The sequence below is a fragment of the Paenibacillus campi genome (assembly GCF_034659835.1).
In the GTDB taxonomy this organism is placed as follows: domain Bacteria; phylum Bacillota; class Bacilli; order Paenibacillales; family Paenibacillaceae; genus Saccharibacillus; species Saccharibacillus campi.
Window position 1 is genome coordinate 878,288 of record NZ_JAXSQZ010000001.1, and the last position, 22,825, is coordinate 901,112.

The 22,825-nt window shown below is 49.0% G+C and carries 22 protein-coding genes; all 22 read left to right on the top strand.

The genetic code is table 11. From position 1 onward, the window contains the following. The first annotated feature begins 102 nt into the window (after positions 1-102). A complete protein-coding gene (locus tag U1I11_RS03475; protein ID WP_322903827.1) occupies positions 103-1,089 on the top strand; it encodes a beta-ketoacyl-ACP synthase III in 987 nt (328 codons plus the stop codon). A 28-nt stretch (positions 1,090-1,117) separates the two neighbouring features. After that, positions 1,118-2,044: an ACP S-malonyltransferase gene (fabD, locus tag U1I11_RS03480; protein ID WP_322903829.1), complete on the top strand. Its 927-nt coding sequence runs from the start codon at positions 1,118-1,120 to the stop codon at positions 2,042-2,044. A gap of 32 nt (positions 2,045-2,076) precedes the next feature. Beyond that, positions 2,077-2,826, top strand: a complete 750-nt coding sequence (fabG, locus tag U1I11_RS03485; RefSeq protein ID WP_322903830.1) for a 3-oxoacyl-[acyl-carrier-protein] reductase — start codon at positions 2,077-2,079, stop codon at positions 2,824-2,826. An 81-nt stretch (positions 2,827-2,907) separates the two neighbouring features. After that, positions 2,908-3,141, top strand: coding sequence for an acyl carrier protein (acpP, locus tag U1I11_RS03490; RefSeq protein WP_322903832.1), 234 nt, complete (start codon positions 2,908-2,910; stop codon positions 3,139-3,141). 116 nt (positions 3,142-3,257) lie between these two features. Beyond that, entirely contained in the window at positions 3,258-4,496 is a 1,239-nt protein-coding gene (fabF, locus tag U1I11_RS03495) for a beta-ketoacyl-ACP synthase II (protein ID WP_322903834.1), read from the top strand. A 12-nt stretch (positions 4,497-4,508) separates the two neighbouring features. Further along, the gene (rnc, locus tag U1I11_RS03500; RefSeq protein ID WP_322903836.1) at positions 4,509-5,201 is read left to right on the top strand and encodes a ribonuclease III; all 693 of its coding nucleotides are present in this window, start codon (positions 4,509-4,511) and stop codon (positions 5,199-5,201) included. 160 nt (positions 5,202-5,361) lie between these two features. Continuing rightward, the gene (gene smc / locus U1I11_RS03505) at positions 5,362-8,934 is read left to right on the top strand and encodes a chromosome segregation protein SMC (protein ID WP_322903837.1); all 3,573 of its coding nucleotides are present in this window, start codon (positions 5,362-5,364) and stop codon (positions 8,932-8,934) included. A gap of 290 nt (positions 8,935-9,224) precedes the next feature. Then, positions 9,225-10,226 (top strand): signal recognition particle-docking protein FtsY, encoded by a 1,002-nt coding sequence (gene ftsY / locus U1I11_RS03510; protein WP_322903838.1) that lies wholly within the window; start codon positions 9,225-9,227, stop codon positions 10,224-10,226. Between the two features lie 739 nt (positions 10,227-10,965). Beyond that, on the top strand, positions 10,966-11,613 hold the full coding sequence (gene trhA, locus U1I11_RS03515; RefSeq protein WP_322903840.1) for a PAQR family membrane homeostasis protein TrhA: 648 nt from the start codon (positions 10,966-10,968) through the stop codon (positions 11,611-11,613). 327 nt (positions 11,614-11,940) lie between these two features. Further along, positions 11,941-12,306: a putative DNA-binding protein gene (locus tag U1I11_RS03520; RefSeq protein WP_322903842.1), complete on the top strand. Its 366-nt coding sequence runs from the start codon at positions 11,941-11,943 to the stop codon at positions 12,304-12,306. Between the two features lie 165 nt (positions 12,307-12,471). Then, on the top strand, positions 12,472-13,866 hold the full coding sequence (gene ffh, locus U1I11_RS03525) for a signal recognition particle protein (protein ID WP_322904489.1): 1,395 nt from the start codon (positions 12,472-12,474) through the stop codon (positions 13,864-13,866). A 120-nt stretch (positions 13,867-13,986) separates the two neighbouring features. Beyond that, on the top strand, positions 13,987-14,259 hold the full coding sequence (gene rpsP / locus U1I11_RS03530; protein WP_322903844.1) for a 30S ribosomal protein S16: 273 nt from the start codon (positions 13,987-13,989) through the stop codon (positions 14,257-14,259). Between the two features lie 184 nt (positions 14,260-14,443). Continuing rightward, positions 14,444-14,674 carry a KH domain-containing protein gene (locus U1I11_RS03535; protein ID WP_322903846.1) on the top strand — a complete coding sequence of 77 codons (231 nt, stop codon included), beginning with the start codon at positions 14,444-14,446 and terminating at the stop codon, positions 14,672-14,674. Between the two features lie 108 nt (positions 14,675-14,782). Then, complete coding sequence (rimM, locus tag U1I11_RS03540) at positions 14,783-15,304, top strand: ribosome maturation factor RimM (protein WP_322903848.1); 522 nt, start codon at positions 14,783-14,785, stop codon at positions 15,302-15,304. Further along, positions 15,304-16,209: a tRNA (guanosine(37)-N1)-methyltransferase TrmD gene (gene trmD / locus U1I11_RS03545; RefSeq protein WP_322904491.1), complete on the top strand. Its 906-nt coding sequence runs from the start codon at positions 15,304-15,306 to the stop codon at positions 16,207-16,209. The genes rimM and trmD overlap by 1 nt, the downstream gene beginning before the upstream one ends. An 11-nt stretch (positions 16,210-16,220) precedes the next feature. After that, entirely contained in the window at positions 16,221-16,595 is a 375-nt protein-coding gene (locus tag U1I11_RS03550; RefSeq protein WP_322903849.1) for a hypothetical protein, read from the top strand. 149 nt (positions 16,596-16,744) lie between these two features. After that, a complete protein-coding gene (gene rplS / locus U1I11_RS03555; RefSeq protein WP_322903850.1) occupies positions 16,745-17,089 on the top strand; it encodes a 50S ribosomal protein L19 in 345 nt (114 codons plus the stop codon). A 487-nt stretch (positions 17,090-17,576) separates the two neighbouring features. Then, positions 17,577-18,245, top strand: a complete 669-nt coding sequence (gene lepB, locus U1I11_RS03560; protein WP_322903851.1) for a signal peptidase I — start codon at positions 17,577-17,579, stop codon at positions 18,243-18,245. A gap of 45 nt (positions 18,246-18,290) precedes the next feature. Next, on the top strand, positions 18,291-19,151 hold the full coding sequence (gene ylqF, locus U1I11_RS03565) for a ribosome biogenesis GTPase YlqF (RefSeq protein ID WP_322903852.1): 861 nt from the start codon (positions 18,291-18,293) through the stop codon (positions 19,149-19,151). Positions 19,152-19,178: 27 nt separating this feature from the next. Continuing rightward, a complete protein-coding gene (locus tag U1I11_RS03570) occupies positions 19,179-19,799 on the top strand; it encodes a ribonuclease HII (protein WP_322903853.1) in 621 nt (206 codons plus the stop codon). Between the two features lie 342 nt (positions 19,800-20,141). Further along, a complete protein-coding gene (locus U1I11_RS03575; RefSeq protein ID WP_322903855.1) occupies positions 20,142-22,232 on the top strand; it encodes a hypothetical protein in 2,091 nt (696 codons plus the stop codon). Then, entirely contained in the window at positions 22,229-22,546 is a 318-nt protein-coding gene (locus U1I11_RS03580) for an EscU/YscU/HrcU family type III secretion system export apparatus switch protein (RefSeq protein WP_322903857.1), read from the top strand. Before U1I11_RS03575 ends, U1I11_RS03580 begins: the two co-directional genes overlap by 4 nt. Positions 22,547-22,825: the final 279 nt, after the last annotated feature.

The following is a 22,825-nucleotide window of genomic DNA, read 5'->3' on the forward strand; positions in this document are numbered from 1 at the left end:
GTTTCATTGGTCTGTTTTGGAACGAGCATAGACTGTCCAAGCTCTATTTGATCCTTACCGTAGCGATAAGGAAATTCGTACGCATAGAAAAGAGTGACAACGATGAGTGTTTTGCCTATCGGAATTATCGGCACTGGTAAATATGTGCCTGAACAAATATTAACAAATGCCGACCTTGAAAAAATGGTCGATACGAACGATGAATGGATCGTTAGCCGTACCGGTATTCGTGAGCGTCATATCGCCGCACCGGATCAAGCGACTTCCGATCTTGCCTATGAAGCGGCGCTCAAAGCGATCGAAACGGCAGGGCTGACGGCAGCCGATCTCGATTTGATCGTGGTCGCTACGATTACGCCGGATATGTCATTCCCGTCGACCGCTTGTATTTTGCAGGACAAACTAGGTGCGAAAAAAGCGGCGGCATTCGATCTGTCCGCAGCTTGTTCTGGTTTTGTGTATGCGCTCGGTGCGGCAACAAGTATGCTGCAAATGGGAATGTACAAAAACGCGCTTATTATCGGTGCGGATACATTGTCCCGCATTACGGATTATAGCGATCGCAACACATGTGTATTGTTTGGTGATGGTGCAGGCGCTGTTGTCATCGGTGAAGTGGGCGCAGGACGCGGTTTTAAAGCGTTTGACCTCGGTGCAGAAGGCGCTGGTGGCGAGCTGTTGAAACTGCCTGCGGGCGGTTCCCGTACGCCAGCTTCTGCGAACACGCTGGAAGCGAAGCAGCATTTTATCCAGATGAGCGGCCGTGAAGTGTTTAAGTTTGCGGTGAAAGTGATGAATACAGCAACCGAGGATGTATTGCGCAAAGCAGGCATGTCCAAAGACGAGATTGACCTGTTCATTCCGCATCAGGCGAATGTGCGTATTATCAATTCTGCAATGGAACGTTTGAATTTGACCGAAGACCGCGTTATGATCAATGTGCAAAAGTATGCGAACACTTCGGCGGCTTCCATTCCGCTCGCATTGGTTGAAGCGGTGGAAGAAGGACGAATTCAAGAAGGCGACAAAGTCGTTATGGTCGGCTTTGGCGGCGGTCTGACATGGGGCGCGTCCGTGATCGTCTGGTAACTTTCGGCATTCAGGAGGTAACTGTCAAATGGGTAAAATAGCATTTGTATTCCCCGGTCAGGGAGCGCAAAAAGCAGGGATGGCTAAAGACGTCTATGATGCTCAGCCTGCGGCAGCGCAATATTTTGACAAAGCGGACGAAGTGCTCGGCTTTGCGATCAGCAAGCTGGCGTTTGAAGGTCCCGAAGATGAATTGAAGCAGACGGCGAACACGCAGCCTGCGCTGCTAACAGCAAGCATCACGCTGCTAGAGGCGCTCAAAGAGCGTAATATTCAGCCGGATTATGTAGCAGGTCACAGCCTCGGTGAGTATAGTGCATTGGTAGCAGCTGGTATGCTGTCGTTTACAGATGCGGTAGCGATCGTACGCGCCAGAGGACAGTTTATGGAGCAAGCGGTACCGGCTGGACAAGGTGCGATGGCAGCCGTGCTCGGCGCAGAACGCGCTGCACTGACTGAATTATGTACAGCGGTGACCGCGGATGGACATGCGGTGGAGCTTGCCAATGTCAATTGCCCAGGTCAAATTGTCATTTCTGGTACGCGTGAGGGTGTCGAAACGGCAGGTGCGCGGGTAAAAGAAATTGGTGGCAAACGTGCGATTCCGCTGGAAGTGAGTGGGCCGTTCCATTCGTCCATGATGAAGCCTGCTGCCGAGCGTCTGGAAGAACGTCTGCAAGGCATTCCATTCCATGATGCGGCTGTGCCGGTCGTTGCCAATGTAACGGCACAATCCGTCACTTCCGGAGACGATGTTCGCAAGCTGCTAGTTGAACAAGTATACTCGCCTGTACTGTGGGAAGATAGCGTCCGTTATCTGATCGAACAAGGCGTGGATACATTTATCGAGATCGGGCCAGGCAATGTGTTGACCGGTTTGATTAAGAAGACGGACAAAGATGTGCGTCTGTTCAACATTAGCGGTCTGGACAGCCTGGCTTCGCTGGAGCTGTAATTGCGAATATTCGGTGAAGGAGGTGCGTAGGAATGAATAAACCACTGGCAGGGCAAGCGGCACTCGTTACCGGTGCATCACGCGGAATCGGTCGCAGCATTGCGCTCGCACTGGCGTCAGCCGGAGCGGATGTCGCGGTTAACTATGCGGGCAGTGAGTCTGCCGCACAGGAAACGGTGCAGCAGATCGAAGCGCTTGGTGTGAAAGCATTTGCGGTACAAGCGAATGTAGGTGTAGCGGCTGAAGCGGAAGCGATGGTCAAGCAGGTGAGCGAGCAATTTGGCAAAATTGACATTTTGATCAACAATGCCGGCATTACGCGCGACAACTTGATTATGCGGATGAAAGAGGAGGAGTTCGATCAAGTGATCGAAACGAATCTGAAAGGCGTGTTCAACTGCCTGAAGGCGGTCACACGTCCGATGATGAAGCAGCGTTATGGCCGCATCGTCAACATTTCATCGGTCGTTGGGGTGCTCGGTAACCCTGGACAAGCCAACTATGTTGCCGCCAAAGCAGGGGTAATCGGTCTGACCAAAGCGTCTGCACAGGAGCTTGCTTCACGCGGAATTACCGTCAACTGTGTTGCACCCGGCTTTATCGCTACCGATATGACGGATGAACTGAACGAGGAGCAGAAGGGCCGTATTCTCGGTCAAATTCCGCTGGTACGTTTGGGACAACCGGATGAAGTAGCACAAGTCGTCACTTTTCTCGTGTCACCTGCCGCATCTTACATGACGGGACAGACGTTACACGTTGATGGTGGCATGTACATGTAACAAACAGGAGATGCTTACAGATGCCTGTATGGATTTTTAAGTATAATTTCCGTATAATACTTGGCAGAGGAGGTGAACCGGATGTCTGATGTTTTGGAACGTGTAAAACGCATCGTCATTGACCGCTTAGGCGCTGACGAAGCTGATATTAAATTGGAATCTTCTTTCAAAGAGGACCTTGGCGCAGATTCCCTTGATGTAGTGGAACTCGTTATGGAACTTGAAGAAGAATTTGATCTTGAAATTTCTGATGAAGACGCGGAGAAAATTACGACCGTAGGTGAAGTTGTGAACTACATACAATCTCATACCTAAGGCTCAAAAGTCCCGTTACCTGCATATGATTGCGGGTCGGGACTTCTCCTCATTCATGGCGTCTATCGGAATTGAACCAAAAATACACACATGCAGTCGATATGAGGTGAATGTGTTTGAAGCATAGAGTAGTGATTACAGGTTTGGGAGTGACAACGGCTCTCGGTAAAGACAAAGATACATTCTGGAACAACCTAATGGCAGGCAAATCCGGAATTACCCCGATTGAGGGATTTGATGTGAGCGCCTATACGACACGCATTGCGGGTCAGGTGCATGATTTTAACCCGGAAGATTATATGGAGCGCAAAGAAGCGCGCAAGCTGGATCGTTTCGTTCAGTTCGCCGTTGCTGCAACTGCGGCAGCACTCCAAGATAGCAAGCTGAACGTAAGCGAGGATACCGATCCTGAACGTGTGGGCGTCATTATTGGCTCCGGCATTGGCGGGCTGGGTACCTTCGAAGATCAGCACAGCATTTTGCTGGAAAAAGGTCCAAAACGCGTTAGCCCATTTTTCATTCCGATGATGATTGCCAATATGGCTTCCGGCCATGTATCGATCATTCACGGGGCGAAAGGCCCGAATGTGGCGCCGGTTACGGCGTGTGCAAGCGGTAGTCATGCGATTGGTGATGCGTTTAAATATATTCAAACCGGCGAAGCCGATGTGATGATTACAGGCGGTGCGGAAGCGACGATTCGTCCGACTGGACTGGCGGGCTTCTGCTCGATGCGTGCGATGTCGACGCGTAATGACGATCCAACGACCGCAAGCCGTCCGTTTGATACCGGACGCGACGGTTTTGTAATGGCGGAAGGATCAGGCATTTTGATTCTCGAATCGCTGGAACATGCGCAAAAGCGCGGTGCACACATTTATGCCGAAGTGATCGGCTATGGGCTGAGTGCGGATGCATTCCATATGACCGAACCGAATCCGGATGGCCCGGCACGCTGCATGAAGATGGCGCTGCGCACAGCTGGCATTGCGCCGGAAGAAGTGCAGTACATCAATGCGCACGGCACATCCACACCAGTCGGTGACAAATCGGAGACGAGAGCGATCAAGCTGGCGCTTGGCGATCATGCCAGCCGCATTGCGGTTAGCTCCACCAAATCGATGACCGGGCATTTGCTTGGTGCTGCCGGTGGTGTCGAAGCGGTCATCTGTGCGCTGTCCTTACAGCATCAGATTATCGCACCGACGATCAACCTGCATGATCAAGACCCGGAATGCGATTTGGATTATGTTCCAAATGTGGCGCGCAAAGCCGATTTGAACATCGTAATGTCCAACTCTTTTGGATTCGGGGGCCACAATGCCTCGATCGTCCTGAAGAAATTCGAAGCGTAAGGGGTCAGTTTCTTGAACGGAGATGTGAAACAGCTACAGCAACAAATTCAAATTCAGTTCCACAATCGTCAGTTGCTCAAGCAGGCGTTTACGCATGCCTCTTATGTGAATGAACATCGTTTCAGTCAACATCAGGATAACGAGCGACTGGAGTTTCTTGGCGATGCGGTACTGGAACTGACGGTGTCGGAGTATCTGTATAACGAGTATCCCGACCGGCCGGAGGGAGAGCTGACCAAGCTGCGTGCAGCGATCGTTTGCGAACCTTCGCTGGTCAAGTTTGCGGAGGCGCTCGATTTCGGACGTTATGTGTTGCTCGGTAAAGGGGAGGAGCTGACCGGTGGACGGCAGCGTCCTGCTCTGCTGGCGGACGTATTTGAATCGTTTATCGGAGCGCTGTATTTGGATCAAGGTCTGGATGCGGTCAAAGCCTTTCTGGAAAAGCATGTGTTTGCAAGCCTTTCGCCCGGTGGACAGCTGCAAATGATGGATTTCAAAACCGAGCTGCAGGAGTTTACCCAGCATCACAATATGGGTGTACTGGAATACCGCATCATTGAGGAAAAAGGTCCTGCCCATGAGCGGGAGTTTGTCTCGGAAGTCTGTATGGGAGATGAAAGTCTAGGCCAAGGATCAGGCCGTTCCAAAAAGGAAGCGGAGCAGCGTGCGGCAGCGGCAGCCTTGAATCGGTTAAAGCTGAAATAACATCTCTTTCTTTTCTGGCGATTACAGGACAAACAAAGAGCAAAGAGCAGTCATTGCCCCCTTGCGAGCGTACAAGAGGCACGACCGCTTTTTGCTCTTTTTCCATTAATGGCAATATACGCAATTATGCTACAATAGCAGTAGAGGTGAACAATACATTATGTTCCTGAAAAGAATTGAACTATCCGGTTTTAAATCATTTGCCGACAAAACGGAAATGGAGTTTGTCCAAGGTATTACAGCGGTAGTCGGTCCTAATGGCAGTGGGAAAAGTAACATTTCCGACGGCATCCGCTGGGTGTTGGGGGAACAATCCGCCAAATCGCTGCGCGGCGGCAAAATGGAGGATATTATTTTTGCCGGAAGCGATTCGCGCAAGGCAGTCAGTTACTCTGAAGTGTCGCTCACGCTTGACAATGAAGACCAAGTGCTGCCGCTCGATTACAATGAGGTGACGGTGACCCGCCGTGTGCATCGTAGCGGGGATAGCGAATATTTAATTAATCGTCAAGCTTGCCGTTTGAAAGATATTACCGAGCTGTTTATGGATACCGGGATCGGTAAAGAGGCGTATTCGATTATCGGACAGGGCAGAATCGAAGAAATTTTGAGCACACGTTCCGAAGATCGGCGCGGTATTTTTGAAGAAGCGTCCGGTATCGTCAAATATAAATCACGCAAAAAAGACGCGGTACGCAAGCTGGATGATACCGAGCACAATTTGCTGCGCATTTATGATCTGGTGCATGAATTGGAAGATCAGATCGTCCCGTTGCGGGAACAATCCGAAAAAGCGATTCATTTTAAACAGCTTAAAGAGCAGCTTAAACAATCGGAAATCGGGCTGTATGTGCATGATATCGAACGCATTCATAGTACGTGGACAGCCGCTGGTGAGCAATTGGAGCGTTACAAAGGGGTGCAGCAGAAGCTTGCCGATGTGGTAGCAGGGCATGATGCTAAGCTGGAAGATGAACGCACCGCGCTGCGCCAAGCCGAGCAAACGGTCGAACGTCTGCAAGCGTTACTGTTGCAATATAGTGAGCAGGCAGAAAAGGCGGAAGGACAAGTTGAGCTGCTCAAGGAACGCCGTCACAATTTGGAGCAAAACCGTAAGCAGCTTGGCGTTGCGCTCGAACGTAGCGAAGAACGCACCAGTCAGCGCACTGGCGAAACCGAGCAGCTACAAAGTAAACTCGCAGAGCTGAACGGGCAATTGGAGCAGCTGCGCAGCACATTGAATGCGGAAGAAGCGCGTTTGAACGACATTAATGGCGGTATTAGTCAGCAGCAGGAAGAAAGTTTGAAAGGCGATCTGCTGCAACTTATGAACGATATGGCACAGCTGCGCAATGAGATTCGTTATGCCGATCAGGAAACCGAGTCGACGCAGCGCCGGATGGCACGTGCCGAAAGCGAATCCGGCAAATGGCGCGCAGAAAAGCAGCGTCTGGAAAATAGCAAAACCGCACTGCTTGAACAGATGGGTAAGTTTGCCAAAGACATCGCCGGTGTGCGCACCGATTATATCCAGCAAAGCGAACAACTGCATGCGCTGCAAAAATCAGCCGAGCAATTGCAAGCATCGCTGCGGCAGTGGGAGCAGCGGCGCGAAGCGCTCATTTCACGGCGTGATACGATGCAGGAGATGCAGGAGGATTTTGAAGGTTTTATGCTCGGTGTCAAAGAAGTGCTCAAAGCATCGCGCAACACTACGCTTACCGGTGTACATGGTGCGGTTGCCGAACTCGTACGTGTGCCGGAACATTTGGAACAGGCGATGGAAACGGCGCTCGGTGCTTCGGTGCAGCATATCGTCATGGAAAATGAAGATGTGTCGCGCCGGGCGATCGCTTTTCTAAAGCAGCGTCAACTTGGACGTGCGACATTTCTGCCGCTCGACGTTATTCGTGCACGCCGGATTCAAGACAGTGACAAACGTTTGGCAGAAAGTGCGGAAGGCTTTGTCGGCATCGGCGCTGAGCTAGTGCATTATGATGAGCGCTACGCATCGATCGTCGGCAGTTTGATCGGTAGCGTCGTGATCGCGGAGACGTTGGAACAGGCGAACCGGATCGCCGCTAAACTCGGTTATCGTTACCGTGTCGTAACGCTGGAAGGCGATGTCGTTAATGCCGGTGGTTCCATGACCGGCGGTAGCCAGTTTAAAAAGAATAACAATTTGCTCGGACGCAAACGTCAACTTGATCAGTTGGGCGAGCAAATTGCCGAGAGTGAGCACGAAATCAAGCGTGTGCGCGGAGAGCAGGAAAGCGTGCGCGAGCGCTTGCAAACGACCGAAAGCAAGCTTGATCGACTGCGTGCTGAAGGCGACCGTAAACGCGGTGAGGAGCAGCAGGCAGCAGGCGAGCTCAAACAATTGGAACATGAATTCCGGCATGTGAACGAGCAATATGAGCTGTATGGACAGGAAAAAACGACGTACACGTCCGAGCTGGAAGCGATCGCGCAAAAGCGCAAACAAGCCGAGCAAAAGTTGGCGGAGCTGCAAGGACAAGAGCAGCAGTTGCAAACGGACATTCAATCCGCCGAGCAAAAGCGCAAATCGAACGAATCGGTCAAAGAGCAATTACAAGAGCAGGTGACCGATCTGAAAATTCGTGAGGGCAAGCTGGCACAGGAAATATTTTCGCTGGAAGAACAAATGTCCCGTACGCGCGAAGAATCGCATGATTACGGGCGTGAGCTGCAAAGTAACCGCGAGCAGCTTGCCGTGTTAGAACGTGATTTGCAAAAAAACACGACCGATCAGCAGCGGCAACAAGAGCAATTGGAGCGCCTGCGCCGTCAGCGTACTGAAACCAGCACCGAGCTGGAACAAGCGCGTACTGAGCGCCTGCGTTTGCAACAAAAGCTGGAACAGGAAGAAAACAAAACGCGCGAACAGCGTACCGAGCTGAAAGCGGTCGAGGATGAAATGCGCAAAACCGAAATTCAAGTCAACCGTCTCGATGTGGAGCTTGAAAACGTGCTCGCAAAGCTACAAGCGGAATACGAGCTAACATATGAACAAGCAAAACAGCGCTATGGCTTGCCAGAGGACGTTGCCGCGACCGGTGAACAAGTGCGCGCGTTCAAACGACAAATTGCCGAGCTAGGTGAGGTTAACCTGGGGGCGATTGAAGAATATCAGCGTGTGAATGAACGCTATGAATTTCTGACCGAACAGCAACATGATCTGATCGAAGCGAAGACTGCATTGTATCAAGTCATCAAAGAGATGGACGATGAAATGTCCAAGCGGTTTAAGCATACATTTGATGCGATTCGCAGTCAGTTTGGCACCGTGTTTACAAAGCTGTTTGGCGGTGGACGGGCAGATTTGGTTTTGGCAGACCCGGAACGTTTGCTGGAAACTGGCATCGATATCGTCGCTCAGCCGCCCGGCAAAAAGCTGCAAAATTTGCAATTATTGTCCGGTGGAGAACGCGCGTTGACGGCGATGGCGTTGTTGTTTGCGATTTTGCAGGTGAAGCCGGTGCCGTTTTGCGTATTGGATGAAGTGGAAGCGGCGCTGGATGAAGCGAATGTGACGCGTTTTGCGCAATATTTGCGCGAATTTGCCGGACAGACGCAATTTATCGTTGTAACGCATCGTAAAGGCACGATGGAAGAAGCGGATGTGCTATACGGTGTGACGATGGAAGAAGGCGGCGTATCGAAGCTCGTGTCTGTGCGTCTTGATGATGTGAACGAAGTGGAGATCGCTTGAGTGCACGATGAAAATGACAGGATGCGATGACAGGCACGGCTGGCTAAGCTGTGTATGTGCGTGTACATGATGCCGAGCGCTCGTTGTCACCCTAAACAGGTCAAATGATGAACTTTCAGCGCACAGATAATCCGTATACCGAGCGCTCATTGTCAACATAAACAGGCAACATAGCGAGCAAAGTATAGCGGTATAGCGATAAACGTGCTGATTGTGTATGCTAAATAAAGCGTTGATCGCCAATAAAATCAACAGATGAATGATGACTATGATGGTGACGGAGGAATCCTATGAGCTTTTTCAAAAAATTGCGGGAAAGCATTTCCCAAAAAACCGAAGCGGTAACCCAGCAGTTTCGTGACGGTCTGGAAAAAACACGCAAAGGTTTGGTTGATGCGGTAACCGATTTGGTCGTACGCCGCAAAAAGATCGACGATGAATTTTACGAAGAACTGGAAGAAATTTTGATCGGTGCAGATGTCGGTGTAAACACAGTGATGGCACTGATCGAAGATTTACGCGACGAAGTGAAAAAACGGCGTATTGAAGATGCGGCTGATCTGCAACCGGTACTGTCGGAGAAGCTGACCGAGCTGCTGCGTGGCGATGAAAATCCGGGTCTGAATATGAACCCGAACGGCATCACCGTCATTTTGTTTGTCGGCGTCAACGGTGTCGGCAAAACGACGACGATCGGCAAAATGGCACACCGTTTCCAACAGGAAGGCAAAAAAGTGATGCTCGCCGCAGGCGATACATTCCGCGCCGGAGCGATCGAACAGCTGGAAGTATGGGGACAGCGTGCAGGCGTCGAAGTGATCAAGCAGCAGGCAGGCTCTGATCCGGCTGCCGTCATGTACGATGCCGTGCGTGCAGCAAAGCAGCGTAATGTGGATGTATTGCTATGTGATACCGCCGGACGACTGCAAAACAAAACGAATCTGATGGACGAGCTCAACAAAATTTTCCGCGTCATCCAGCGCGAAATTCCGGATGCACCGCATGAAGTGCTGATGGTGCTAGATGCGACAACCGGACAAAACGCACTTAGTCAGGCGAAGCTGTTTGGCGAAAAGAGCGGCGTAACCGGGCTCGTATTGACTAAGCTCGACGGTACTGCCAAAGGCGGCATCGTCGTCGCGATTCGGCAAGAGTTAAATCTGCCGGTCAAATTCGTCGGTCTGGGCGAGAAAATCGGTGATTTGCAGCCATTTGACAGTGAACAGTTTGTACATGCCTTGTTTGCCGGACTGATTCAGCAAGAAGTGGAACAGGAAGACGAGCACAACTGATGATGCAGATGCAATAAGGCAAACTGCTGGAATATGCTGTTTGTAATGGTGCGCCTTCATTTTTATAGCTTTTGCTTATTCATTATGTACGATTGCATTTTACCAACTCACTTTATACAATGCCGAACTGCCCAAGCACAGACGTTTCCAATCTGCGCTTGGGCAGTTTATTATTTTTGTTAGTTTGCTCGATTGCATGCGTTATCGTATGAGATTATTGCGCATAGACAGCGTGATAGCTCGTTGTTTATTTACAGCTTCTCCAATTGCATGGTGGAAATGGAAGTGTTGAAAGAGTTACAATAGAAACAGCGCTACATGATGTAGCAATGAAAGGACGCTATGTAACTTCGGCTTACGTTTGGATAGAGATAAGTGAACTAGTGCGGCAACTAGGTGGTGTCTTTAAACGATCCTACGTCTCATTTTATTGTTCACAAAGGTCGGAAATAAGATTATGTACAGCTTAGTCTGACGCAAATTACCCGTATCGAACGATCTGTAAAGTAGTTTGAAGACACGTCCTAGTAGCTTGTCTCAAATCGATCTAGGGATTGCGTTCGTCTGAACGTTGCACGGTTCAAGCAGAACGCAACCTTACATCTTCCTGAGACAGGTCACTAGGCAAACTTACAGTAAGCAATGGGATGTTGCTGAGCAGGCAAAGTTGTCTACACTACGCTGGTAGACGGATGAAACAGACACAGAAGATCGACAGGTGGAAGAAGGGAAGTGAATCATGGCTGATACGTATACTTATACTCGCCGTGAAGAAGTTGCGAATGCAATCACACACGGCATTGGTGCTGTGCTTAGTATGGCTGCACTCGTCATTTTGATTGTATTTGCAAGTTTGAAAGGCACACCGTGGCATATCGTCAGTTTTACCATTTACGGATTTACGATGTTATTGCTGTACAGCTGCTCTACGCTTGTGCACAGTTGGCGTGATGGCAAAACTAAAGATTTATTCGAAATTTTTGATCATTCAGCGATTTATCTGTTTATTGCAGGTACGTACACACCATTTATGCTGCTGGCGGTAAAAGGGCCACTCGGCTGGTCGATTTTTGGTACGGTATGGGGCATGGCAGTGCTTGGCTGCGCATTTAAAGCTTTTTTTGCCAAACGATTTTTGTTTATGTCCACGATCTTCTATGTGTTAATGGGCTGGCTGATCGTATTGGCATGGGGGCCGTTGACCGCATCGATCGCCACTGGCGGCATCGTATTGCTCGCTGTAGGCGGTATTTTGTACACGTTTGGCACGATCTTTTACGTATGGAGAGGGTTTCCTTTCCACCATGCGGTTTGGCATCTGTTTGTGCTGGCAGGCAGCATACTGCATTTTTTCGCGGTATTGTTCTATTTGCTACCGTGGCGTTAAGTTTTGCTGTAGTATGCCGAGATAGACGGATATGAATGAAATGTAGAGTAAAAACTCGTTAGCTGCTTATGAATATGAAATGATATCCACAAAGTGCACAACCGTTAAATATAGCAGGTACAACATAACTACCAGAGACGAGCGCAGTAAAATGATGCTGTGCGTATGCTGGTAGTTTTTGCTATGGTAAAGCAGCTTCACACAAAGCAAATCACTCCTAAAAAGATGTTAAGGAAAAACACTTGACATGACGTGCAGATTTGGATATGATATAAAACGTTGAATGTGACTGTAAAGTGTTTTTCCTTGACGGAGGGAGTGCTCCGGATGAGTCAGGAGAATCGGCTCGAAAAAACGACCCGAATTAACTTATTATTCGATTTCTACGAACCGTTGCTGACCGATAAGCAACAAATGTTCCTTAAATATTATTTTCATGACGATTACTCGCTCGGTGAAATCGCTGCTGAATTTAGCATTAGTCGCCAGGCGGTATATGAGCACATTAAACGCGCCGAACAAGTGCTGGAGATGTACGAGCATAAGCTTGGACTGATGGACAAGCATTATCGCCGCTCCCGTCAATTAGACAAGCTCAAACAAGAGCTGAATGGAAACGATTTTTATAATAAGCAAGCAAGTGTTATGCTCCATATGATTGAGCAGCTTGAAGCGATCGATCGGATAGATTGACTGCACATTGTGCAAGCCCTATTTCCAAATAGAACTGTACTACCGAATAAGGTATACTATATAAATACTGTGCTCTCTTACAGAGAAGCGGTATGATGAATGAGATAATGAATGGCTGCATCGGCAGCATACAGCATCAAAGCAGGAAGCGAGGTGAAGACAGCGATGGCATTTGAAGGATTGACAACACGACTGCAGAACGTATTCAGCAAGCTGCGCGGCAAAGGTAAAGTGTCCGAGGAGGATGTAGGCGAAGCGATGCGTGAAGTACGACTTGCGTTGCTGGAAGCGGACGTTAACTTCAAGGTCGTTAAAGAATTCATCAGCAAGGTGAAGGAAAAAGCGATCGGTCAGGAAGTAATGGAAAGCTTCACCCCTGGTATGATCATTATCGACATCGTTAACAAAGAATTGACTGAACTGATGGGCGGTACACAGGCGAAGCTTGCCAAAGCGACTAAGCCACCTACCGTGATCATGATGGTCGGTTTGCAAGGTGCCGGTAAAACGACCACCTCCGGCAAACTGGCACGGATGCTGCAAAAGCAAAATCATCGCCCACTGCTTGTGGCAGGCGATATTTATCGCCCGGCTGCGATCAAGCAATTGCAAGTGCTCGGTGAACAGATTAAAGTGCCTGTGTTCTCGATGGGCGATCAAACAAGCCCGGTAGAGATTGCTCGGCAAGCGATGGCGGAAGCAAAAGCGAACAATAACGATTATGTGATTATCGATACCGCTGGACGCCTTCATATCGATGAAGAACTGATGGATGAGCTACGTCAAATTCATGAGCTGACCAACCCGGATGAAGTATTGCTCGTCGTTGATGCGATGACCGGTCAAGATGCGGTCAATGTCGCGGAAAACTTCAACAATCAGCTGTCATTGACCGGTGTCGTACTGACGAAGCTAGATGGCGATACCCGTGGTGGTGCGGCATTGTCCGTCAAAGCTGTCACCGGCTGTCCGATCAAATTTGCGACGCTTGGTGAAAAGCTGGATGCACTGGAAGTGTTCCACCCGGAACGGATGGCATCCCGTATTCTCGGTATGGGCGATATGCTGTCCCTGATCGAAAAAGCGCAAATGAATATCGATGAAACAAAGGCAAAAGAGATGGAGCGCAAAATGCGTAACGCCGAATTTACCTTTGAAGATTTTTTGGAACAGATGGAGCAGGTCAAAAAGCTCGGTCCGCTTGACCAAATTATGGATATGCTGCCCGGCATGGGCAAAATGAAACAAACGCAAAATTTGCAGGTCGATGACAAGCAGGTTGGACGGATCGAAGCGATCGTGCATTCGATGACGATCGAGGAGAAACAACATCCTGAAGTGATCAACCATAGCCGTCGCAAACGTATTGCTGCCGGAAGCGGTACTTCGGTTGCCGAAGTAAACCGTCTGATCAAACAATTTGATGAGATGCGCCGTATGATGAAGCAGTTTTCGGATATGATGGACCCGAAAGCGATGAAAGGCGGCAAAGGCAAAATGATGAAACAAATGCAAAAGATGAGCAAAGGCGGCGGAGGCTTTAAGTTCCCGTTTCGTTAAGCCCGATTTTGCAGTTGGCATGGATGACCCGATAGCGGAAGTCCTGATCTCAATGAATCCCGCGTCTCTTTTATAGAGCGTTTGATATGATGTTGAATTAGTTTAAGGAGGTGAATTCTCTTGGCAGTACGCATTCGTCTGAAACGTATGGGTGCCCACAAAGCGCCTTTCTACCGTATCGTTGTTTCCGATTCCCGTTCTCCTCGTGATGGACGTTTTATCGAAGAAATCGGTACTTACAATCCAGTTGCAGAACCATCTGTAACTAAAATTGATGAAGAAAAAGCTCTGAAATGGCTTCAAAATGGAGCACAAGCTTCTGATACTGTTCGCAACTTGCTTAGCAAAGCGGGCGTTATGAAAAAATTCCATGAGCTGAAACAGCAAAAATAATTGCTGAACAAGTTTAGCCCTGTAAAGCGTGTGCTCGTTAACGCTAGATTGGCTGGTCGAAACGCGGTTTTGTGTATACAGAACTGCGTTTTTGCGAGCCAATCGGCTACAGCGTCGCATCAGGCTGTGGCATTGACAACTGATTTTGCTTCGCAAAATATTGCCTATTCCGGAGGATGAAACGATGGAACAATTAGTAATCGTTATTGCTAAAGCTCTGGTGGATCATCCGGAAGATGTGTCTGTCCATGTGGTGGAAAAGGAAAACCTGATCGTATACGAACTGAGCGTCCATCCGGACGATGCCGGCAAAGTGATCGGCAAGCAAGGACGTATCGCCAAGGCGCTCCGCACAGTAGTGACCTCCGCCGCTGTCAAAACACATAAACGGGTTACGGTTGATATCATGTCTTAAAAATGTACGAAAAAGGGCTAGGGTTATTCCTAGCCCTTTTTCGTACATTTTTTATAAAAACTAATGATGAATATGAAATGATACCAAAACGATACAAAGGAGAACGATATGTCAAAACAATGGCTAAATGTTGGTAAAATCGTCAATACACACGGTATTCGCGGCGAGCTGAAAATATATCCAAATACGGATTTTCCGGAGGTACGCTTTGCTCCGGGCAATAAGCTAATGATGCGAAATGAAGACACAGGCGCTGTCCAGGAAGTTGAAATTCAAACGTCACGTCTGCAAAAAAACATGTATGTTATTCGTTTCAAAGGTTTTGGTGACATTAATGAAGTGGAGCAATACAAAGGCTGGGAACTGCGTGTGTCCAAAGACGACGCGGTTGAACTGGAAGAAGACGAATATTATTTCCATGAGATTATCGGCTGTGAAGTCATTACCGATGCGGGGCAGTCGCTTGGCGTCATTCAGGAAATATTAACGCCAGGTGCGAACGATGTATGGGTCGTTAAGCCCGCCAAAGGCAAAGATATTTTGATCCCGTACATTCATGATGTCGTGCAACAGATTAATATCGATGACAAAAAGATCATCGTACAAGTAATGGAAGGTTTGCTCGAATGATGAAGATCGATGTGTTAACCTTGTTTCCGGAAATGTTCACAGGGGTATTTGGCTCCAGCATTCTCGGCAAAGCAGCAGCTAAAGGAATCGTGGAGCTGAATGCGGTCAATTTCCGCGCGTATTCGCAAAGCAAGCATGGTACGGTTGATGATACGCCATACGGTGGCGGTGGCGGGATGGTGCTTAAACCTGATCCGATTTTTGCGGCGGTGGAAGATTTGCTGGCTGGCAAAGATGCAGCATCCGGCGATTTCGCTGCGAGTAAACATTCGCTCAACGATACAACAGAGCAGGCTCTAGCCGAAGCGACAGACGCTGCGGATGAACTTAATCCCGCTGTCAGTGCGATGCACATGTATGAAGGCGTTCTGTCCACGTCTGTAACGGCGTCTACGCCACGCATTATTTTAATGTGCCCACAGGGTGAGACGTTCACACAGGCGAAAGCGGAGGAGCTGTCCCGTGAGCAGCATCTTATTTTCATTTGTGGTCATTATGAAGGCTATGACGAGCGCATCCGTGAGCATCTGGTGACCGATGAGCTATCGATTGGTGATTATGTATTAACCGGGGGCGAGCTGCCGGCGATGACTGTTGTGGACAGCGTAGTGCGTCTGCTGCCGGGTGTACTCGGCAATGAGACGAGTGCGGTAACCGACTCGTTTAGCACGGGTTTACTGGAATATCCGCATTATACGCGTCCGGCGGAGTTTCGCGGGATGAAAGTACCGGATGTACTGTTATCCGGTCATCATGCCAATGTGGAAAAATGGCGCCGTGAGCAATCGCTGCTGCGCACATGGCAGCGTCGTCCCGATCTGCTGGAATATGCTAAGTTGACGGAGCAAGAGCGTGCATGGTTGAAACAACAGCAGCAAAGCGATACCGGTAACATAAGCGAATAGGAGATATAGACATGACACAATTCCAGAAGCTACAGCAGACGCCTGAATGGATCGAGCGTCTGCGTAGCGATTTGCGCAGCCAGGGTTATGCGTCTGTACTCGATACTGGCTTTTCCGATGGGGAGGCTGATTCGGTTATCGGGCAGCTTTTGCCTGAGTTTAAATATTTGTTATACGTGGAAGCGGATCAACGCAAAAAGTATTTTATCGCTGATTATGCCGGACGCAATACGGTGATCAAGCTGTTAGATCGCTTGCGTGATCACAAAAAAACGACCCGTATGCAGCTTCAGGCACAGGATCGGCTTAGTTTTGCCCGTTATAGCGAGGAGATCGATCGTTTGCATCAACTGGAAAAAATGCTGTTGCAGGAGCGTTTCGGCTAATTTTTTTGAAAAAACTATTGTCATCTACTATGTAAGTATGATAGAATTCGTATGTTGTGTGAATACGATGGTCCTCTGCGATCAATGATGAGAAGACGATCCGTCTTCCTGAGACGCAAGAACATCTGTGCGGAAGGAGGGAGTCATAGATGAATATCATTCAGGCGATTACTCAAGATCAACTGCGTAAAGATATCCCTAATTTCCGTGCCGGTGACACTTTGAAAGTGCACGTTAAGGTTATTGAGGGAACTCGTGAGCGCGTTCAGTTGTTCGAAGGGGTTGTAATCAAACGTCAAGGTGGAGGCATTGGTGAGACTTTTACAGTTCGTAAAATCTCTTACGGTGTAGGTGTGGAAAGAACTTTCCCAGTACACTCCCCTAAGATTGATAAACTCGAAGTGGCTCGCCGTGGTAAAGTGCGTCGTGCGAAGCTCTACTATCTTCGTGAACTGCGCGGTAAAGCAGCGAGAATTAAAGAATTGCGCCGTTAATCCTTTGGGAGCTACGGTTGAGAAGGGCTTGGTCATACAAGCTCTTTTCTTTATTTCTGAAACATTTCAATTGCATAGGAAAGCGATAATTCCGCCGTACAGTTGTAAGGTCACGGCATTTTTCCAGAGCAACAAACCTGGCAATGATCGGCTTCTTAACAGGATGGAGATGATGGCTCCAAAGCCGCCGATAGAGTAGCATAACCGGTTTATTTCTGTGGCAAAATGACGCCAAAACTGCACACGGAATTTTTTGTATCATCTGTAATCTGTATAGTGGTCAGTATGTATACATTGTCATGCTACAATGGAAGCGGCGCTTGACAAATATGAATCCTTCAAAATTTGGTTTTTGCAAAATTGTGTGTAAAATAGATTAAGGAATCGTATAGGTACTTGGTAATATTGACACTGGGCTATTTCCGGATGATTCATACCACCGGTACATATACAAAGCGCCAATTCAACCAGGAAAGAAGGCATTGCGATGGAGCACGATAAACAAAATCAAAACCGAGCCGAAGCGGCTGAGCTGGCAAGCGTACAGGAGCCTGTAGTAACGGGACCGACCGACTCGGAACAAACCCCTCCCAAAAAGAAAAAAAGTGAAGCAAAAGAGTGGATTAAAGCGATTGTGGTCGCTCTTGTGCTCGTGATCATCATTCGCGGCTTTTTGTTTGAGCCGTTTATTGTAGATGGTCCATCCATGCAGCCGAACTTTTATACCGGCGAGCGTGTGATCGTAAACAAAATTTTGTACGATATCCGTCCACCGCATCCGGGCGAAGTGATCGTACTCAAAGTCCCTTCACAAAACCGCGACTTTATTAAGCGCGTTATCGCTGTAGGTGGAGATACGGTAAAAGTAGAAGGCGATACCGTAACGGTCAATGGCAAGGTCATTAGCGAGCCGTACATTCAGGCAGCGATCGATCAAGCGCATGCACAAGGCCATGATTACAACATTAACAATTTCCCGACACCGCAAATTCCGGATGACAAAGTGCCGCAAGGCTATGTGTTTGTCATGGGGGACAATCGTTCCAACAGTCAGGATAGCCGGATGATCGGTTACATTCCGCTCAGCAACATTATCGGACGTGCGGATGTGATCTTCTGGCCGCTAAGCAAGGCGGAATGGATCAATCATTATTGATCCGCAGTAGCCGGTTATTATTTTAGAAAGTAAGGGGGAAAACCTGTGACTATTCAATGGTTTCCCGGGCATATGACTAGAGCAAGACGCCAGATTGAAGAAAAGCTAAAGCTGATCGATATGGTGATCGAGCTGCTGGATGCGCGCTTGCCACTGTCAAGCCGCAATCCGATGATTGATGAGATTTTGCAAAATAAACCGCGATTGATCATTTTGAATAAAGCTGATCTGGCTGATCCGGCAATTACGGATGCCTGGGTACAATATTTTAAACGTGATGGACATGAAGTGCTTACACTGGACGCAGCAAGCGGGCAGGGAACACGTGAAATTCCTGAGCGTGCTAAGCTGTTATTAAAAGAACAGCGCGACAAGCGTGCTGCTAAAGGCATGAACCAGCGTGCGATTCGCGCACTGATCGTCGGCATTCCAAACGTCGGCAAATCGACGCTGACGAACCGGCTCGCTGGCAAAAGTATCGCTGCTACAGGCGATCGTCCGGGCGTGACCAAAGGACAGCAGTGGATCAAAGTCGGTACAGAGATGGAATTGCTTGATACACCGGGTATTTTGTGGCCGAAATTTGAAGATCAAAATGTCGGTTATCGCCTAGCGGTAACCGGTGCGATTCGCGAAGAAATTTTGAATGTCGAAGATGTTGCTTATTATGGCACCAAATACATTTGCGAACATTATTGGGATCGACTCGCGGAGCGCTTCGAATTGGATGAGCCGCCACAAGATATGGAAAATCCAAACGATGTGGTGGAAATTATGGAATCGATCGGTCGCAAACGCGGCTGTTTGATGAGCGGAGGGCGCGTTGATTTGGAGAAATCATCCAAAGTCATTTTGCGCGAGCTACGTGCGGGTAAACTGGGCAGAATCTCGATGGAAAGACCCTGAATCGAATCGATGACGGGAGGAGATACGATGTCTGAATTGCTGAAATATGAACGCGAGTGCTGGGATGCAGGCTACCTTCATATCGCCGGTGTGGATGAGGTGGGACGCGGTTGTCTGTTCGGTGATGTGATTGCGGCGGCGGTTATTATGCCGCAAGAACTTGTCATCGAAGGGGTGACCGATTCCAAAAAACTAACCGACAAAAAGCGTGAACGTCTATATGTCGAAATTATGGAACAGGCGCTGGCAGTAGGGGTAGGTTATGTTTCCGCTCAAGTTATCGACGAGATCAATATTCGGCAGGCGGCGCTGCGCGCGATGAAACAAGCGTTAGAACAGCTTGTCGTCGTGCCGGATTACATCCTAGTTGATGCCGAAACGGTCGATATGCCGCAGCCGCAGCAAAGTATCATTAAAGGCGATGCTAACAGTCATAGCATTGCTGCCGCTTCGATCATTGCCAAAGTGACCCGTGATCGGCTATGTGCAGGCGCATGGGAACAACTTCATCCCGGTTATGGCATTGCCGGACATAAAGGTTATGCGACCAAGCTGCATCGTGAGCGTATTCTCGAACTGGGCATTACACCGATGCATCGTAAAAGCTTTCTGGGCAATTTGCTGTTGGAACAGCCGACGCTGTTTTAAGCATAGTCGAGCGCACTGCTGTAACAACTGCTGCGAGTATATTGACCGAGATGAATCGATTTTAACGCATGCTGTCAAAACGATATTGCTCTTTAGGATACAATCCGTTACGATAGGAACAGAGGTGCTTATCGCACAGGGAAGAACCCGAATCTTGTTTGTTCAAGATCGGGTTCTTTTTGTATATATGGATGCCGAGCAAGCGGGGGAGTTTGTCATTTTTGACTCATCATCATGCCGGTTTTGACCGATAAATAAACATATCAACGTTTAGGAAAACGGCGCTACATACGAAGCCGCTATGCCGATACTTGGGCAGATTAACAGACAGGAGGAGAGATTATGAATATTGGTTCACTGTTCCGTGGCATGATGGGCGATAACAAGCCCGGTGAGGCCAAACAGATGGAGTTAAAAGAAGGTCAGGTCGTTCGCGGAGTAGTAACCAGCGTGTCTGAAGACGGGCAGGAGGCAGTTGTGCAAATCCAGGGCGTCAAAGTACGTGCGCAATTGGAAACGCCTTTACAGCAAGGGGAGACAACATTGTTGCAAGTACAGCCACCAGGCAAAGATGGTATGCCGGTATTGAAACCTGTCACCGCCAGCCAAACACCGCTTGCTCCGTCGACGATGAACGAACTGCTCAATTCTTTTCAATTACCGGATACGAAAGATAATCGTGAGCTGCTTACCCAGATGCGAGCTGCCGGAATCGCCTTAACAGCAGATAATGTAAAAAATATTCAAACATCGCTGGCGCAAAAGCCTGCTACAGTATCGGTCGGTGAATGGGTGCAATCCGCCGCCGTAGCGATCCAGCGCGGGCTACCGGTTACCGGGCAAAGTGTAGCCGGTTTGCAGCAAGCGATCTTTGGCCCACCGCTACATGAGTCACTGGACAATCTGCAAAATTTGCTGCGCACGGTCTTGCCGCAACTTCAAGGAGGGGCAGCTGCGTTATTAGATGAACCGCTTAACGGTTCAGGGATGTCACAAGCGCAAACGTCAGCAGCTACTCCGCCTGGTAGTACAAATACGGGAGCGGGACAGAGTGCAGATACAACTCAGCCAAGTGGACAGCAGGCAGCTTCTGCAGGGACAAATGTTGCTGCTGGAAGCGCAGCGGCAGCGATCGTCGCCAAGCTGCAACAAGTATTGCAACAATTGAACAATCTGATCCCGCCTCCGGCAGCGGGTGGAATGCCAGCAACAGGCGCTAACGGACAACAAGCCGCAGCGACAACATCACCTGCGATGACAACAGAGGAGCAACATGCAACACATAACAATGCTGCAACAAATTTTGCTCAAACGGCTCAAACTACAACTTCCACACCATCATCCGGCTCTACCACACCGTGGCTCGGTCAGTTGTTCAAGCTGATGGGCGCCGAATATGAACAGCAAAGTGTTCGTGCCGCATTAACACTGACCGCTCAAAATGCGGATGCTGCCAAAGAACAAGGAACAGCTAATCCAGCTGGCTTGCCAACGAATGCACAGCAGCAATCCGCGACAAGTGCAGAGAATACGCGTCTAGCAGCTCAGCCGAACCAGCCAACGGTGCCGTTGGCTCCTGTGACACCGAACGCTTCAACTGTACCGACACCAGCACAGCCAACACCAGCTGGTACAGCCTCATCCGCGAATACGCCGGATGCAGCTGCGACCAAAACAGCGAACAGTACCGTAGCAGCGCAATCATCGACTGCAAATGCTTCAACTCCGGCTACAGCCGCCAATTTAGCCGGTCATGCTGCAAGTTCTGCGCTACAACCATTACAGGTTGGAGACGGACGTACCGATACATTGCCTAATCCTGCTCAGAGCGGAGCAGCACATACAGCTGCGGCGGAAGACGCGTTAGCAAAAGCTCAAGATACGCTCAAAGGACTGCTGCTGCAACTTAGCACATCTCCTGACGCGCCACCTGTATTAAAAGATGCTGCACAGCAGCTTGTCCAGCAATTGACTGGACAACAGCTTTTATTAAATACCGATCGTACCGCTCCATTCGCGCAAGTGACGATGTTCGTTCCGTTTAACGGCCCGGATGGGCAGGAGACCGCTTCCGTGCACATTCAGTCACGCCGTGGCAATAAAGGCGAACTGGATGCTTCCAATTGCCGATTATGGTTCGATCTGAATATGAAAGCGCTCGGTCATACATTGCTTGATGTGCACGTTACCGATCGGATCGTATCGCTCAAAGTGCATAACGATTTGGAGCAGCTCGGTGCTGTGATTGAGAGCAAGCGCCAAGAGGTGGCGGATGCGATTGGCGGACTTGGTTATCAATTGTTATCACTGCATGTTGCTCCATTGCCGGTACGCAGCACAACCGATAGTTTGATCGGGACAGCGGGCAATGCGGGCGAATTAATCGATCAATTTGCACCGTCCGAGTACAAGGGGGTAGACATGAAAATATGAGCCAGTCCAAACCTCCCAAAGACACCGAATCTTCATTTGTTGGCAAACGAGCGGTTGCGCTCAAATATGATCCTGCTCGCAGTGATGCACCTGTAGTTGTCGCCAAAGGACGCGGTCGTATCGCTGAAACGATTCTCGAAAAAGCACATGAAGCAGGCGTACCAATTCAGGAGGATGCCGCACTCGTTGAAGTGCTGTCCAAGCTCGATCTGGATCAACAAATTCCCGGTGAATTATATGATTTGGTCGCTGAAGTGTTAAGCTTTATTTATCGCGCTGATAAAAATTTTGGCACGAATCCGCATGATTGGTAACAGGTGCGTGTCTGCGGACTGCTTTATAGATTGTTTGCTGTATTTGGTTTGTGTTAGATTGTGCTGTACAGGCGGTACGGTTCGTTTCATTGATTGGCAACGGCACTATTTCTACCGCCAAAATGACGGTATTGCAGTTTAAAGACACTGCTTAGAGCAGTGCGTACATGCTCTCTATAAAGTCGTGCTTTTTAATGTGTAGCCGTCAATGTTATTATTTTCAGACTAAAGCAAGCATAATATTTACGATAGCTAATCAATAGGCAGTCTAAATCGTAT

Coding starts and splice junctions, on each gene's coding strand:
- U1I11_RS03550 (WP_322903849.1), top strand. CDS start 16,221: ATGACACAATTCCAGAAGCTACAGCAGACGCCTGAATGGATCGAGCGT.
- trmD (WP_322904491.1), top strand. CDS start 15,304: ATGAAGATCGATGTGTTAACCTTGTTTCCGGAAATGTTCACAGGGGTA.
- U1I11_RS03570 (WP_322903853.1), top strand. CDS start 19,179: ATGTCTGAATTGCTGAAATATGAACGCGAGTGCTGGGATGCAGGCTAC.
- rplS (WP_322903850.1), top strand. CDS start 16,745: ATGAATATCATTCAGGCGATTACTCAAGATCAACTGCGTAAAGATATC.
- smc (WP_322903837.1), top strand. CDS start 5,362: ATGTTCCTGAAAAGAATTGAACTATCCGGTTTTAAATCATTTGCCGAC.
- lepB (WP_322903851.1), top strand. CDS start 17,577: ATGGAGCACGATAAACAAAATCAAAACCGAGCCGAAGCGGCTGAGCTG.
- ffh (WP_322904489.1), top strand. CDS start 12,472: ATGGCATTTGAAGGATTGACAACACGACTGCAGAACGTATTCAGCAAG.
- rimM (WP_322903848.1), top strand. CDS start 14,783: ATGTCAAAACAATGGCTAAATGTTGGTAAAATCGTCAATACACACGGT.
- ftsY (WP_322903838.1), top strand. CDS start 9,225: ATGAGCTTTTTCAAAAAATTGCGGGAAAGCATTTCCCAAAAAACCGAA.
- U1I11_RS03575 (WP_322903855.1), top strand. CDS start 20,142: ATGAATATTGGTTCACTGTTCCGTGGCATGATGGGCGATAACAAGCCC.
- U1I11_RS03535 (WP_322903846.1), top strand. CDS start 14,444: ATGGAACAATTAGTAATCGTTATTGCTAAAGCTCTGGTGGATCATCCG.
- fabG (WP_322903830.1), top strand. CDS start 2,077: ATGAATAAACCACTGGCAGGGCAAGCGGCACTCGTTACCGGTGCATCA.
- U1I11_RS03580 (WP_322903857.1), top strand. CDS start 22,229: ATGAGCCAGTCCAAACCTCCCAAAGACACCGAATCTTCATTTGTTGGC.
- trhA (WP_322903840.1), top strand. CDS start 10,966: ATGGCTGATACGTATACTTATACTCGCCGTGAAGAAGTTGCGAATGCA.
- acpP (WP_322903832.1), top strand. CDS start 2,908: ATGTCTGATGTTTTGGAACGTGTAAAACGCATCGTCATTGACCGCTTA.
- U1I11_RS03520 (WP_322903842.1), top strand. CDS start 11,941: ATGAGTCAGGAGAATCGGCTCGAAAAAACGACCCGAATTAACTTATTA.
- U1I11_RS03475 (WP_322903827.1), top strand. CDS start 103: ATGAGTGTTTTGCCTATCGGAATTATCGGCACTGGTAAATATGTGCCT.
- fabD (WP_322903829.1), top strand. CDS start 1,118: ATGGGTAAAATAGCATTTGTATTCCCCGGTCAGGGAGCGCAAAAAGCA.